This is a genomic window from Pseudomonas mohnii, from assembly GCF_900105115.1.
In the GTDB taxonomy this organism is placed as follows: Bacteria; Pseudomonadota; Gammaproteobacteria; order Pseudomonadales; family Pseudomonadaceae; genus Aquipseudomonas; species Aquipseudomonas mohnii.
Map to the genome: position 1 here is coordinate 21,011 of NZ_FNRV01000002.1, position 14,484 is coordinate 35,494.

14 protein-coding genes and 2 pseudogenes are annotated in these 14,484 nt (G+C 54.0%); 4 read left to right on the forward strand and 12 right to left on the reverse strand.

Going from position 1 to position 14,484, the window contains the following annotated elements:
* Window positions 1–229: 229 nt before the first annotated feature.
* Both BLV61_RS30175 and BLV61_RS31930 read right to left on the reverse strand, forming a co-directional pair.
* Entirely contained in the window at window positions 230–3,196 is a 2,967-nt protein-coding gene (locus tag BLV61_RS30175; protein WP_065990646.1) for a Tn3 family transposase, read from the reverse strand.
* A gap of 3 nt (window positions 3,197–3,199) precedes the next feature.
* Window positions 3,200–3,749 (reverse strand): annotated as a pseudogene (locus BLV61_RS31930) (recombinase family protein).
* Between BLV61_RS31930 and BLV61_RS30185 the strand changes: the two are divergent.
* The 3 genes and pseudogenes from BLV61_RS30185 to BLV61_RS30195 all read left to right on the forward strand — a co-directional run bounded on the left by BLV61_RS30185 (window position 3,726) and on the right by BLV61_RS30195 (window position 4,848).
* Window positions 3,726–3,950: a type II toxin-antitoxin system RelE/ParE family toxin gene (locus tag BLV61_RS30185; RefSeq protein ID WP_228022317.1), complete on the forward strand. Its 225-nt coding sequence runs from the start codon at window positions 3,726–3,728 to the stop codon at window positions 3,948–3,950. The pseudogene BLV61_RS31930 and the gene BLV61_RS30185 sit on opposite strands and share 24 nt — an antisense overlap.
* A 100-nt stretch (window positions 3,951–4,050) precedes the next feature.
* Window positions 4,051–4,629 (forward strand): annotated as a pseudogene (locus BLV61_RS30190) (cation diffusion facilitator family transporter); the annotation flags it as partial.
* A gap of 36 nt (window positions 4,630–4,665) precedes the next feature.
* Window positions 4,666–4,848 carry a DUF1289 domain-containing protein gene (locus tag BLV61_RS30195; RefSeq protein ID WP_010565098.1) on the forward strand — a complete coding sequence of 61 codons (183 nt, stop codon included), beginning with the start codon at window positions 4,666–4,668 and terminating at the stop codon, window positions 4,846–4,848.
* Between the two features lie 333 nt (window positions 4,849–5,181).
* Here the strand turns inward: BLV61_RS30195 and BLV61_RS30200 are convergent, their stop codons facing one another.
* The 5 genes from BLV61_RS30200 to BLV61_RS30215 form a co-directional block, all read right to left on the reverse strand.
* On the reverse strand, window positions 5,182–5,649 hold the full coding sequence (locus tag BLV61_RS30200) for a DUF411 domain-containing protein (protein WP_010565099.1): 468 nt from the start codon (window positions 5,647–5,649) through the stop codon (window positions 5,182–5,184).
* A 129-nt stretch (window positions 5,650–5,778) separates the two neighbouring features.
* Complete coding sequence (locus BLV61_RS30205) at window positions 5,779–6,843, reverse strand: copper resistance protein B (protein ID WP_017848904.1); 1,065 nt, start codon at window positions 6,841–6,843, stop codon at window positions 5,779–5,781.
* Window positions 6,815–7,063, reverse strand: a complete 249-nt coding sequence (locus BLV61_RS31220) for a hypothetical protein (RefSeq protein WP_130926104.1) — start codon at window positions 7,061–7,063, stop codon at window positions 6,815–6,817. Before BLV61_RS31220 ends, BLV61_RS30205 begins: the two co-directional genes overlap by 29 nt.
* 12 nt (window positions 7,064–7,075) lie before the next feature.
* Window positions 7,076–9,028 carry a copper resistance system multicopper oxidase gene (locus BLV61_RS30210; protein ID WP_016963499.1) on the reverse strand — a complete coding sequence of 651 codons (1,953 nt, stop codon included), beginning with the start codon at window positions 9,026–9,028 and terminating at the stop codon, window positions 7,076–7,078.
* Between the two features lie 178 nt (window positions 9,029–9,206).
* Entirely contained in the window at window positions 9,207–9,413 is a 207-nt protein-coding gene (locus BLV61_RS30215; RefSeq protein ID WP_010565102.1) for a co-regulatory protein PtrA N-terminal domain-containing protein, read from the reverse strand.
* Between the two features lie 399 nt (window positions 9,414–9,812).
* Between BLV61_RS30215 and flgB the strand changes: the two genes are divergently transcribed.
* On the forward strand, window positions 9,813–10,226 hold the full coding sequence (gene flgB / locus BLV61_RS30220) for a flagellar basal body rod protein FlgB (protein WP_010565103.1): 414 nt from the start codon (window positions 9,813–9,815) through the stop codon (window positions 10,224–10,226).
* Window positions 10,227–10,256: 30 nt separating this feature from the next.
* Here the strand turns inward: flgB and BLV61_RS30225 are convergent, their stop codons facing one another.
* From BLV61_RS30225 to BLV61_RS30245, 5 genes are all read right to left on the reverse strand, one after another.
* Complete coding sequence (locus BLV61_RS30225; protein ID WP_010565104.1) at window positions 10,257–10,457, reverse strand: heavy-metal-associated domain-containing protein; 201 nt, start codon at window positions 10,455–10,457, stop codon at window positions 10,257–10,259.
* Window positions 10,458–10,569: 112 nt separating this feature from the next.
* Complete coding sequence (locus BLV61_RS30230; protein ID WP_080943238.1) at window positions 10,570–12,927, reverse strand: heavy metal translocating P-type ATPase; 2,358 nt, start codon at window positions 12,925–12,927, stop codon at window positions 10,570–10,572.
* Between the two features lie 2 nt (window positions 12,928–12,929).
* Window positions 12,930–13,175 carry a DUF2933 domain-containing protein gene (locus BLV61_RS30235; RefSeq protein ID WP_090470156.1) on the reverse strand — a complete coding sequence of 82 codons (246 nt, stop codon included), beginning with the start codon at window positions 13,173–13,175 and terminating at the stop codon, window positions 12,930–12,932.
* Window positions 13,176–13,268: 93 nt separating this feature from the next.
* Entirely contained in the window at window positions 13,269–13,805 is a 537-nt protein-coding gene (locus BLV61_RS30240; protein WP_010565107.1) for a cupredoxin domain-containing protein, read from the reverse strand.
* A gap of 166 nt (window positions 13,806–13,971) precedes the next feature.
* Window positions 13,972–14,325, reverse strand: a complete 354-nt coding sequence (locus tag BLV61_RS30245; RefSeq protein ID WP_010565108.1) for a co-regulatory protein PtrA N-terminal domain-containing protein — start codon at window positions 14,323–14,325, stop codon at window positions 13,972–13,974.
* Between the last annotated feature and the right edge of the window lie 159 nt (window positions 14,326–14,484).

Sequence of the window (14,484 nt, forward strand, 5' to 3'; positions counted from 1 at the left end):
AACGTGATTCCCATGGGCGATATCATGAGCATGTGTCTTCGTTAGATCACAGGTCCAGTCTCACGTGGCGCTCGCGACAGACTGCAATCGACCCAGGCTGTGTGAAAACGCGCTAAATACGTCGAAAAGTGAGAGTCACGAGGATTGCCTGTGGAATAAGCAGGCGGAAGCGCGAATTACCTTAGTCAGCTACATAGGGGAGCCGAGAGAATTCGGAAAAAATCGTACGCTAAGGCTTTCCGAGCTGTCGTAACGGCCTGAATTTCCCTTCCTCCAGCTTGCGGCTCTGCCGCCAGACGTAATCGCCGGTCAGGTTAATGTGCTCCCAGCCCAGCGGCGACAGATATTGATACATATCGGTATTCACCGGCTTTCCGGCGTCAGTCAGCCCTTGGGTTGCCCGCTCCAGGTAGACGGTGTTCCACAGCACGATAGCGGCGGTCACCAAGTTCAGTCCGCTGGCCCTATAGCGCTGCTGTTCGAAGCTGCGATCCCTGATTTCACCAAGGCGGTTGAAGAACACCGCCCTGGCCAGGGCATTGCGCGCCTCGCCCTTGTTCAATCCAGCGTGCACGCGACGACGCAACTCGACACTTTGCAGCCAGTCGAGGATAAACAGCGTGCGCTCGATCCGGCCCAGCTCCCGCAGGGCCACGGCCAGGCCGTTCTGACGTGGATAGCTGCCCAGCTTGCGCAGCATCAACGAGGCAGTGACGGTGCCCTGTTTGATCGACGCGGCCAGACGCAGAATCTCGTCCCAGTGAGCGCGGACGTGCTTAATGTTCAGCGTGCCGCCGATCATTGGGCGCAGCGTCGGGTAGTCCTGTACGCTCTGCGGGACATACAGTTTGGTTTCGCCCAGGTCGCGGATGCGCGGGGCAAAACGAAAGCCCAGCAGATGCATCAGGGCGAAGACATGATCGGTGAAGCCAGCCGTGTCGGTGTAGTGCTCCTCGATCCGCAGATCCGACTCGTGATACAGCAGACCATCGAGCACATAGGTCGAATCCCGCACTCCGACATTCACCACTCGGGTACTGAACGGCGCGTACTGATCGGAGATATGGGTATAGAACAGCCGCCCTGGTTCGTTGCCGTATTTCGGGTTGACGTGCCCGGTGCTTTCGCCTCGACCGCCTGCACGGAAGCGCTGGCCATCGGAGGATGAGGTGGTGCCGTCTCCCCAGTTGGCCGCAAAGGTGTGGTTGAACTGATTGTTGACCAATTCAGCCAGAGCCGCCGAGTAGGTTTCGTCACGGATGTGCCAGGCTTGCAGCCAAGACAGCTTGGCGTAGGTCATACCCGGACTCGACTCGGCCATTTTCGTCAGCCCAATGTTGATGGCGTCACCAAGGATTGCTGACAGTAACAGCGTTCGATCCTTGGCCTGAGCACCATCCTTCAGGTGGGTAAAGTGACGGGTGAATCCTGTCCACTCATCCACGTCCATCAGCAGCTCGGTAATCTTGATGCGCGGTAGTAGCTGACTGGTCTTGTCGATCAGCGCCTGGGCGGTGACCGGTACTGCCGCATCCAGCGGCGTGATCTTCAGTCCGGACTCTGTGAGGATCGCGTCGGGGAGTTCATTGTCCTTGGCCAGCTTGGCGACGGTCGCCAGTTGCTGCTCTAGCAGCTGCAAGCGCTCCTCTAGGTACTGGTCGCTGTTGGGATTGGTCGCCAATGGCAGCGCCTGTTCCTTCTTGAGCGCGGCAAACTTCGCGGGCGGCAGCAGGTAATCTTCAAAGTCACGAAACTGCCGTGAGCCCTTGACCCAAATGTCGCCGGAACGCAGCGCGTTTTTCAGTTCAGACAAGGCGCAGATTTCGTAAAAACGCCGGTCAATGCCTTCCGGCGTGATCACCAGCGGTTTCCAGCGCGGCTTGATGAACGCAGTTGGTGCGTCCGATGGCACCTTGCGCAGGTTGTCTGCGTTCATCTCGCGCAGCTGCTGGATGGCATCCAGCACACGTTGAGCTGCCGGTGCGGCCCGGAGTTGAAGCACCTCCAGAAAGGCTGGAGTGTAGCGGCGCAGAGTATTGAAGTTTTCGCTGACCAGGTGCAAATGGTCGAAGGTTTCGGGACGGGCCAGTAGCTCGGCGTCGGTCACACTCTGGGCGAATTCGTCCCAGGGGATGACCGCCTCGATGGCGGCGAACGGATCGCCACCGGTAGTTTTGGCCTCCAGCAAGGCCTGACCTATCTTCGAGTACAAGCGAACCTTGTCGTTGATCGCCTTGCCCTGTTTCTGAAATTGCTGCTGATGCTTGTTCTTGGCGCTGCTGAACAGCTTGACTAGGATGCGGTCGTGTAGATCCACCAGTTCATCGGTCACTGTCGCGGTGCTTTCCAGCACCACGGCAACCAAGGTGGCGTAGCGCCGTTCGTTCTCGAACTTGCCAAGATCCTGCGGCGTCATCTGCCCACCTTCGCGGGCAAGCTTGAGCAAGCGGTTCTGGTGGATATGCCGGTCGAGCCCTTCGGGCAGGGCCACCAGTTGAAAAATCTTCAGCCGCTCGATGTGCTCCATCATGTGCCGCGAATTCGGTTTCAACGGTGACTGCCGTAGCCAGGTCAACCAGGTACTATTGCTGCCTGTCTTGATGGTCAGCAGTTCGTCGAGTTTGTTGCGATGCTGCTGGCTTAGCGGCTCGATCAAAGCACGGTAGATCCTCCGGTTCGCTCGCGCCACTGCTTCGGAGCAGGCCCGGTCGATCACCGTCAGGGTCGGCAAAATCCGCCGTTGCTGACGCAGACTCTCCAGAGCCTGCCCAGCCAGTAACAAACCTTTGTCGGTCTGCTGGGCAAGGTTGGTCAGCTCACGTACCAGGGCGCGAAAGTCTGACAGCCCGAACGGCAACAAGCCCAGGTAGGTTCGCAACTCCTGGGCATGTTCACGGCGGGTGACATCGCGCTCACCGTACTTCGCCCAGCTTTCGGGCGCAGCCTGAACCTGTCGTGCCACCCACTCAATGACCGGATCTGGCAGCACGCTGTCGCTGGACAGCGCGTAACCGGGGTAGCGCAGCAGGCAGAGTTGCACGGCAAAGCCGAGACGATTGGCATCACCCCGTCGCTGACGGATCAGCGACAGGTCGGACTCGTTGAAGGTGTAATAGCGGATCAGATCGTCCTGGCTTTCCGGCAGCGCAAGCAAAGTCTCGCGCTCAGAAGCCGAGAGTATCGAGCGACGGGGCATGTATCAGTCATCCGTGCGTAGGTACTGGTAAAGGGTTTCCCTACTTATACCGAACTCACGGGCTAGCTGGGCCTTTGGTTCACCGACAGCGGCCCGTTGCCGGACTGCGACAGTCTGTTCGTCGGACAGGGCTTTTTTACGAGCCCGGTAACCGCCGCGTTGCTTGGCCTGGGCGATTCGCTCGCGAATGAGCGCTCGCTCGAACTCGGCGAAGGCTCCCATGACCGACAGCATCAGGTTGGCCATCGGCGAATCACCTCCCGTGAATACCAGCCCTTCCTTCTAAAACTCGATACGCACGCCGCGCTTGGTCATTTTTTTGCACCAGGCGGCGCAGGTCATCCAGGTTGCGGGCCAAGTGATCCATGCTGTGTACCACGACCGTATCACCTTCACGGACGAAGCCAAGCATGGCCTCCGGTTACGGACGCTGGGTATCCTTGGCAGAGGCCTTGTCGGTGAACAGTTTGTTCACCTCGTTTTGTTTCAGCTGACATTTCGGGTTCTGTTCGTAGCTGTTGACCCGGACATAGCCGATACGTTGCCCCTGCAAGGGGCCTCCCTAGGCTATGTAGATGAACTTACAGCAGCACCTACCACGCTGCTGACCAATCCGCGCATTGGCGAACGACTAGAAGAGTTCGAACCAAGGGATGTACGCCGAATTCAGATCGGCCAATACGAGATGCGTTACGAGATAGTGGATTCCACTATCTACCTGCTGCGCCTGTGGCACACCCGCGAAGACCGATAGGTTTTGGCTGGGCCAGGAACGGAACACATCAAACTGGCGAGCCTATGACTGATCGGAAAACCTTAGCGTACGATTTTTTCCGAATTCTGTAGGCTCCCCTTTTATCGCAATTGTAGGATTAGCAGTGAATGTGGTGAGCGCGCTTTTGCTGTCTGGTGGTCATGATCATCACCATGGGCATGACCACGGCCACGATGAATCTCACCATGCGCATGGTCACGACAATAATTTGCGCTCTGCTTACGTTCACGTCATTGCAGATGCACTGACTTCGGTTCTGGCCATCGCAGCACTGCTTGCTGGTCGATACCTTGGCTGGGTATGGCTCGATCCTGCAATGGGGATTGTGGGTGCAGTTGTCATTGCGCGCTGGGCTTGGTCGTTGATGCGGGTGACTGCGGGTGTATTGCTCGATCAGACAGATGATCATGTCGCTGAAGAGATTCGTGAACTGGTTGAGCAACCGGGAGATGCTTCGATCATTGATCTTCATGTCTGGCAGGTGGGGCCGCAAGCCCGCGCTGCGATTGTGAGTGTTCTGGGCAGCCCAGCAGTGAATGCGGAAAACATACGAGAACGGCTTGCAACGGTTCATGAGATCACTCATTTGACAGTTGAGTACCGCACGAAGTTGGTCGCTGATTCACCCGATCAGCTCGCCGTGCTTGCTTCGCAATGAACCCGTAGCACGTAGAGTTCGACGAGAAATTGAACAATGGCCAAGGACATCGAAAATCCCTGTATCTCTGTTTGCCAGCTGAACAGCGAACTGTGCGTCAGCTGCGGTCGCACCAAGGAAGACATCAAAAAATGGAAACGAATGAAGCGTCCAGAAAAAATGGCCTCTGTACAACGGGCGACCCTGCGCCTGAAAAGCCTGCAAAAAAAGAACTCTTAAACCACCGTCATTTACATTTTCAACTTTTTCAGCCGAGACAGATGTCCTGGTTTGGGAGGGCAAGCTGAGGGGCAACGCCATTTCCAAACCGATCACTATCGCGGTCAGCAATCTGCTGCGCAGTGCGTGTCACGGCGTCATCACCAATTACTTGAACTCATCTAAAATTGTTATTGAGGACAGCGGTGCGGGGTTATCCGATGTGGTTTAAGTGCGCCTGTACAACTGTTGCTGATCGTCCTTGGCGAATTGTTTGAGAATAATGTCGACAGAGCAAGTCCCACTGCATGGCCATGAACGGTGACCATGCTGTAACGGGATGGATCGGGGGGGTTAGTTTTCGGGGTATTCAGCAATGACCTGATCTGTGCCAGCTTTGTTCCGGCCGATGATCTGGTAAGCCTCATGCACTCCGTCGACTTCCATTCCTGGAGAACCTGCTGGCATACCAGGGGCGGCGATTCCGAGAAGGTCGTCACGTTTGCTCATCGCAATTATTTGCTCGGCAGGCACGTGACCTTCAACAAACTTTCCGTTGATCATCGCAGTGTGGCAAGACGAGAGTCGTGGAGCGACCCCCAGATCTTGTTTGACAGCACTCATGTTGGTCTCTACATGATCTATGACGGTGAAGCCATTGGCCTCAAGATGCTGAATCCACTTCTTACAGCATCCGCAGTTAGCATCTCGGTGAACATCGATGGCCAACGCCTGTGCTGCTTGAGCGGTTGAACCGATGAACAGTGCGGCGAACGTTGCGATACGCAGAAATCGACTTGAGAGTCGGAAGCTACCTGTCATGGATATTTCCTTTTCCCTTGGCGGCGGCGAGATGAATGCCGCTGCAAAGGTTTGGTTGAAGGTATTATATTTGAGTCGGGGAGCCGCCCCCCTGTTATTCAAAAATCGTAGGGCTTTTGCTCAAACCACTCAGAACCACATCCGAATACCGGCTACAAATCGAGCCTCGTTGGTCTTTTCCCCTTCATCGCTGGCCAGGTCGGCGGTCTTGCCGTAGGAGCGATTCCAGGTAACCCCGACATAAGGGGCAAATTGGCGAACAATCTCGTAACGCAACCGGAACCCTACTTCGGTGTTGGCCAATCCAGATCCTATGCCGCGCTGGGGATCATTTTTTCCATACATGTTTACTTCGACTGTCGGCTGTAAGATCAGGCGATTTGTCAGCAGGATGTCGTAATCGCCTTCAAATCGAGCAGCGGTTTGACCGTTTTCACCGATATAGGCAGTCGCTTCAGCTTCAAAGTTATAGAGGGCCATGCCCTGAATACCGAGCGCTCCCCATGTTTGAGGCGACCCGGGTTTGAAGTCTTGCCGAACGCCCGTGACGACATCCCACCATGGACCGATGGCGTGCCCCCAGAGTGCTTGGAGTTCGGCGTTTTCCGTCACGCCATTGGTACGTTCACCTTCCGAACGCAGCCACAGGCGATCAACGTCACCGCCGATCCACCCTTTGGCATCCCAGGCCAACGCACTCCCGTTGTCAGCGTCTTGGTACTCAAACTTATCCAGAAGGATGAACGAGTTGATTTTTTTGTCGTGTACACCATGACCTGCCACATCTGGAAAGGCGGCTGCACGGTCAGCGTCGGTAAGTACGGGGACAGGGGTTCGGCTTGTGGTCGTAGCCCCTCCAGCCATGCTTTCCATACCGTCCATTTGCCCGTCGTCCATGCTCATCTTGCTGTGATCCATGGCCCCCATCTTGTTATGGTCCATAGTTCCCATTGAGCCGTGGTCCATCTTGGAGTGATCCATTGCGCCATCTTTTGCTTTGGCTGGTTTGGATTTCTGCGCAGTTGAAGGCTTCGCGTTCGCACTTGATGGCATCGCCATCGACGGATCCATCTCCTCAGCAGCTTGGGCCATGAAGAAAAATGCAGGACTGGTAGAGACTGCAAGTGCCATCAACGTTGGGCGTAAAAATTTACTGGTCATGATCTCAATCTGCCTTTTTGGTTTTTTGGTCATGATCCATCGACTCATGGCTCATCTTGCTATTGTCCATTGCCCCGTGATCTAGCTTCGAATCGTTCGCCGTCATTGCTGGCTTGTCCGTTGCTGTAGCAGGAACATTGGTTGAATGATCGCTGCCATTTTCTTGTGCCAGCACCATGGGCGGGAGTCCACCCAGCAGGCCAACGGCAAAGAGGCAACCCACCAGGGAATTACGATTAAGGTATGTGCTCACAGATCGTCTCCTTTACTCATCAACCCGTACTTCACGGAACATGCCCATTTCCATATGGAAAAGCAGGTGGCAGTGATAGGCCCAACGGCCTAAGGCATCAGCGGTAACTCGATAGCTGCGTTTGGTACCTGGCGGCATATCGATCGTGTGCTTGCGCACCATGAACTTGCCGTTCTCATCCTCGAGGTCACTCCACATGCCGTGAAGGTGGATGGGGTGGGTCATCATGGTGTCGTTCACCAAGGTGATGCGCAGACGCTCACCGTACTTCAGGCGAAGCGGCTCGGCGTCAGAGAATTTTATGCCGTTAAACGACCACGAAAACTTCTCCATGTGACCGGTCAAATGAAGCTCGATGGTACGATTTGGCTCGCGGCCGTCAGGGTCTTGGAAAGTGCTTTTCAAGTCGGAGTAAGTGAGCACTCGACGACCATTATTCCGCAAGCCTATTCCAGGATCGTTTAGTTTTGGCGTTGGATTCATGGCTTGCATGTCAACCAGGGGGTTGTTGGTTTCGGAGGCAGGGTGTGTCTGCATTTCTCCACCCATACCGCCCATGCCAGCCATCCCTGACATATCACCACTACCCATTCCAGCCATCTTGCTGTGGTCCATCCCGGCCATGCTGGACATGTCGCCTTTGTCCATGCCCGCCATCTTGCTGTGATCCATACCCGCCATGTTAGTCATGTCACCGCTGTCCATGCCGGTCATCCCGGTCATGTCGCTTTGGTCCATACCGGTCATCTTGCTGTGGTCCATGCCAGCCATGCCCGACATTTCACCTGACTTCTTCTCGGCGCCGCCCATACCGGCCATGCTGCCATGGTCCATACCAGCCATACCGCCCATCCCCATGTCATCCATAGTGACGATTGGACGTGGATCTATAGCAGGTACCTGAGCAACTAGCCCTTCACGAAGTGCGAGGGTTCCGCGTGCATAACCCGTCCGATCCATAGACTGGGCGAAGATGGTGTAAGCCTCTTCACTGGCAGGCTCTACGATCACGTCATACGTTTCAGCTACGGCGATGCGGAATTCGTCAACGCTCACTGGGTTCACGTGTTGGCCGTCGGCGGCCACAACGGTCATTTTCAAACCAGGAATGCGGACGTCGAAATAGCTCATCGCCGAGCCGTTGATAAAGCGTAGGCGTAGCTTCTCACCCGGCTTGAAAATACCGGTCCAGTTACCGTTGGGCGCCTGGCCATTCATGAGATAGGTGTAAGTATCTGCGCTGACGTCTCCAAGGTCGGTTGGGCTCATGTTCATTTCAGCCCACATCTTCCTGTCAGCTACTGTTGCTGACCAACCTTGCTTACTGACATCGTCGATGAAATCACCAACAGTGCGTTTATGGTGGTTGTAGTAGCCCGACTGTTTCTTAAGCTTGGCCATGACACGACTAGGATCTTCATCGGTCCAGTCAGTCAACATCACCACATAGTCGCGGTTGTATTGAAAAGGTTCAGGCTCTTTCGAGTCGATAACGATTGGTCCGTAAACCCCTGCCTGCTCCTGTAAGCCCGAGTGGCTGTGGTACCAGTACGTACCATTCTGATGAACCTTGAACTTGTACTCGTACATGCCGTCGGGTGCAATGCCATGGAAACTCAAGCCAGGTACACCGTCCATATTGGCCGGCAGGATGATCCCGTGCCAATGGATTGAGGTGTCTTGGTCCAGGCGGTTTTTTACACGCAGAGTGACCGTCTCTCCTTCGCGCCAACGCAGCAAAGGTCCTGGCAATGATCCATTGATAGTCATGGCTGTTCGCGGCGAGCCGGTTATGTTTACCGGGGTTTCACCAATAAACAGATCAAATTCATTGCCGGTGAGTACGCTCGGCAGACCAGGACTTGTCACCGCCCATACAGGAGTGCGCCAAAGGCCAAAGCCGCCGAGAATGCCACCAGCGGCCAAGCCTTTTACGAATGTCCGTCTAGAGGTTTTGGAATGCATGCCGTTTATTTCCAATCAGTCAAAAGGGAAGCCGTGCGAAACAACCGATCATGAGTTGCCCGGATCAGCTTTGCCCACCGTCACAAAAGACAAACTCTTACGGCAAGCGAGTTCAGAAATTGCCACATTTAAACCACCGCAGTGATTACATTTCTGTCAGCTTGGAGGGCCCAGCTATTTAGCAATTCTTGTGGTCCATCGCCTTGGCTTTGCTTTCAGCGACAGGAGGTTGGGCATTTTGCGTTTGAGCCACTCGGTACGATTCCATCGAATTATTCCTGGCCACTTCCATGCGTGCGAAAGTCCGGTCACCACCGCCTTCAGCCATAGCCAAAGAAGAAACGGTCAGAGCAGCGATGACGAACAAGGTTTTGATAGGATTCATTTGGGGTTCCTCGGATGAGTATTGATGCCCCCTGAATCCACATCAATCGTTGACTCTAAGAGGTGAGCTTGAGGCTCAATAGGACTATAAGACTCATCCCCTGACAGGAAGCTTAGGCCAATATTACAGTTGTGTCAGGTTGCGATATTTCTCTTGAGATACAGAGTGAATAGTCCGTAAGGTCTAAGCCATCCAGCGTCACATAACCGCCATTTACTCTTTAAAACTTACCTGTGCGGTTGTGTAATCTTCCGGTCACTTTCGCGGAGGTTTGACGTTTTTTCGTTCGCACTTGAATTGTATCTCGACTCGGATGCACTACGTTAAGCACTTGAGTGTTCGATATAGGTGGGAATGCTAAATGGCAGCGTAACTTAGCGTAACTAAAGGTGGCCACCGGTGAGTATTAATTTTGAAAAAGCGCTTGGCTCCGCAGAAAGAGCATTACTTTTTCGCAGCCAACGAGCTGAGGTGCTTAGCAATAATATCGCTAATGTCGACACTCCTAACTTTAAGGCCAGAGATTTGGACTTTTCCGCTGTCCTGGCTAGCCAGACAAAAGGAGGTTTTGCTACTCCGTTCTCTTTGAAAACAACAAACCCAAAACATATTGCCGTAAACGAATTAGCAAGTGATATTCACAGCGGCGCTTTGCTTTACAGCACGCCGAACCAACCTTCCATTGATCAAAATACTGTGGATCAACAGGTCGAGGTGGCAAAATATACGGAAAATTCGATTCATTTCGAAACTGCTTTTACTCGATTGAATGGAGCATTTAAGGGGCTACTTAAAGCTCTACGAGGTGACTAATAAACCTCACCCAGCGAGGGAATCAGCGCCTCAGGCGCTGATTTGGGAAGGGAAACCGAGTGCTTCCACAGTTTTACGGACCTGCTCTGGGGGTTCGCTGCTTTCAACGGTTACCTTACCTGCCGCGCGATCCACGGAAACCGTAGCCTTGCTGTCCAGTGACTGAATTGCTTTGGTGATTTTGCTGACGCAGCTACCGCAACCAATGCCTGATACGTTTAAGACGAACATGGTTATTCCTCTTGTGCTGAGCGGTCTCTTTTCACCGCAACACCAGCATCAACGTTGACACAATGGCAAGGTCAAGGGTTATGTATTAACGGGCTGCGAGCATCGGTTACGCTCAATCTATTCGGGTATTCCTCAGTCTCAAAGCATTGAAAACTACAGATGCAGAACTGACGCTCATGGCTAACGCAGCGATCATTGGCGACAGAAGGTGCCCCGTCAGTGGGTAGAGCAGGCCTGCGGCGAGGGGGATACCCATTGAGTTGTAAAGGAAGGCGAACCCCAAGTTTTGCCGCATGTTTTTCACCGTTGCAACCGAAAGTGCCCGTGCTCGTAAAATCCCCATCAGGTCGCCTTTTACCAGCGTGAGCTGCGCGCTATTCATCGCGACGTCAGTCCCTGTACCCATGGCAATGCCCACGTCTGCTCGCGCCAAGGCCGGTGCGTCGTTGATACCGTCGCCGGCCATGGCAACCTTTCGACCGGATTGCTGGAGGTCCGCCACCAGGCGCTCCTTGTCCTGAGGTTTCACTTCACCATGAACCTCTTCAATACCCATCTCCCTGGCGACAGCACGTGCGGTGGTGAGCCCGTCTCCGGTGGCCATGATGATTTTTACGTTATCAGCCTTAAGCTTGGTGACTGCTTCTTTAGAGGTCGGTTTTATCGGGTCTGAGACCGCCAGTAATCCTGCCAAGACCCCGTCAACTGCTAGATAGATGATGCTGATGCCTTCAAGGCGCAACAACTCTGCACGGTCTTGTAAGACCTTAGTGCTCACGCCGGCAGCTTCCATCAGTGCAGTGTTGCCCAGCTGTACTTTCTTACCATCAACGAGGCCACTGACTCCAATCCCTGACCCGGACTCAAACGATTCAGGCTTGGTGAGCGCAACATTTTCAGTTCGGGCGTGATCGACGATGGCATGAGCCAAAGGGTGTTCGCTGCCTTGATCAAGGCTAGCGGCCAGTTGAAGAACATCGTGTGGGTTGAAATCTGGTGTGGCCTCCACACTGTGAAATACCGGCCGTCCCTCTGTCAGGGTCCCAGTTTTATCGACAATCAGTGTGTCGATCTTGCAAAGGTTTTCGATGGCTCTGGCATCCCTGAACAGCACACCCATACTGGCGGCTTTACCCGTCGAAACCATGATCGACATGGGCGTTGCGAGACCCAGTGCACAGGGGCAAGCGATGATAAGTACGGCGACAGCGTTGATCAGGCCGAAGACCCAGCTGGGTTCTGGGCCGAATAGCCCCCAGCCTAAGAGTGTCAGCAACGCAATCGCGATAACCCCCATCACAAAGTAGCCGGCAATCGAGTCGGCCATTCGTTGCATTGGCGCTTTGGAGCGTTGGGCTAGAGCGACCATTTGTACTATCTGCGACAGCATGGTGTCGGCGCCGACCTTTTGCGCCTCCATCACCAAGCTCCCATGAGTATTAAGCGTGGCGCCGATCAAACTATCCCCTGCTCTTTTCATTACCGGCACAGGTTCACCAGTGAGCATGGATTCATCCACCGCACTTTCTCCCTCGAGTACGGAGCCATCAACTGGCACCTTTTCACCAGGTCTGACCCGCAAATGGTCTCCCAAGTGAACATGGGTAAGAGGAATGTCTTCCTCCTGACCATCGGCGTTGATCTTGCGTGCAGTCTTGGGAGACAGGCCTAGAAGGGACTTAATGGCGGCGGAGGTTTGTGAACGTGCTTTGAGCTCAAGAATCTGCCCAAGCAAGGTGAGCGAGATGATGACCGCAGCGGCTTCGAAGTAGACGCCGATGCGTCCATCTTGCATGAAGGTGGTGGGAAAACTTTGGGGAAATAGGGTTGCCGCGACGCTGTAAAGATAGGCTGCGGCAGTCCCCAGCCCAATCAGAGTCCACATGTTTGGACTGCGATTTCTAACAGATGCTATGGCCCTTACAAAAAAGGGCCAACCTGCCCATAAGGTGACCGGCGTCGCCAGAGCGAACTCGATCCAGTTTTGAACCGAGCCGTGGAAGAATTGTAATGAATGACCCGCCATGGCTAGAAGGGTCACTATCACGGTTAAAGGCAGCGACCACCAAAAGCGGCGAGCGAAATCCCGGAGCTCGGTTTTGTCATCGTCATCTAGCGCGGGCATGACCGGTTCTAATGTCATGCCACATTTAGGGCAATTGCCGGGCCCTGGCTGTCTTATTTCCGGGTGCATAGGACAGGTAAATTCAGTGGCTACTTGTAGCACAGGCTCTGTAGCGGAGATGCTGGGTTCAGTGCTGGGATGATTACCACTGTAGTGGTCTGGATCTGCCCGAAATTTCTCTTGGCATTTCTGGCTGCAAAATTGATACATCTGTCCCTGATAAGACTCGCCAAATTTACTTGGAGGCGTAACCGCCATACCGCACACCGGGTCACGTAGATCACCGTCAGGGGGCGAGGCAGCGTGGGCGGGACCGTGATCGTGATGGCTCGGTGTAGTGGGCATAGCTATTTTTCGTCCTTGTTGGTTGCTGCCTGATCGCCATGACCATGTCCGCCATGTCCATGCCCAAAAAAATGCATCAATGGACAGATCAACAGAATGAGATAGGGCAAATACGGATAAACGTGGCTGAAATGTTCCCGCACCACGTAGAAGGCACCGATCGCGATGAGCATGATCAGTACAACGCCTGTTTTGCGCCTCCAAAATGGAGGGGTGGTGCTTCCAAACGGATGCTGATGGTTATTCATGATCTAGACCCCAGTGTGAGCGAGTTGCTCTGATCTCTGCCTCAGAGCGTAGTCAACTCTCGCGTCGACGCGGTTTTAGCTGTCAGCTCAGGCTTACTTCAAGTCAAATTGACCGACCATCCCCGACTGGTAATGACCTGGCACGTTGCAGGCAAATTGAAGTCCGGCGCTGTTGTTGAAGGTCCAGATCAACTCCTTGGTTGCTCCTGGCTCGACCAGCACGCTGTTCGGGTCGTTATGTTCCATTCCGACCATCTTCATCCCTCCCATGCTGTGGCCCATGTTGCCCGTCATCTTCCCAGCACCGATGGGTGTAAGCGTTCCATTCTGGAACATGCTCGCCATTTCTTTTTGGTGCGCCGCATGAGCAGCGGCCTGACCGATATTGAACTCGTGCAGCAGCGCCCCTTTGTTGTGAAGTACAAAGCGAACTGTTTCACCGGGCTTTACGTCGATGTTTTTAGTTTTGAAGAAAATATCACCCATCTCCACATCAACCGTGCGAGTAACCTCAGAGGCGACTCCAGGCTGGCCAATATCCTCTTTCCCATGACCTGCGCTGGCCATCGCTGTAGCACCGAAGAGTAGGGTGATTGCCGCAATAACTGGGGTAATAAGCTTATTTTTCATGGTGACCTCGTGGGTTAAGAGCGAATCACTGGCTATGCTAAAGGGGCGGAGCTGCCACTTAACTGACCTGAACACTACATTTCTGTAAGTTTTCAAAAGAAAACGCGGCGCCCGAATGACGCCGTGTTTAGAGGACCGGTTCAAAAAACCAATGAGACCTGGTTGGTCACTGATGGTTTTCAGAAAGCATCAGTTTGTGCTCGCGCTGCATTTGGCTCAAAACGTCATCAACCATAGCATCGTGTTTTTCCATCCAGGCGAGGTGCTGCTGAGGTGACATTGATGCGTTTGGGTGATCTTGATGGAGCTGGCTCATGATTTCGCCCAGCATTTTCATATGCTCGGCCATGTGTACATGGCGCTGTCCTTCAGGGGCTTTTTCAGCTTGTACCAAGGTTGCTTCTGCTTTGTCGCGCAGGCTCTCCATACGCTCCGCGATCCGGTCTGCGCCACCTTCAGCCAACGCAGAAGCCGAGACGAGTATCGAGCTCACAAAGAAAAGGACTTTTAGGCGATTCATAGGACAGCTCCTTATGGATTTATTTTCCGGCTCCCTTAGGTTTCATGCTGAAGAGTCGGTCGAGCACCAAGAAGTACTCATGTTTGAACCCTAGACAGCGCTCGCTGACAACTACCTGAAGCCAATATTACTTTTCTGTCAGTTGCTGGTTGGCAGAAG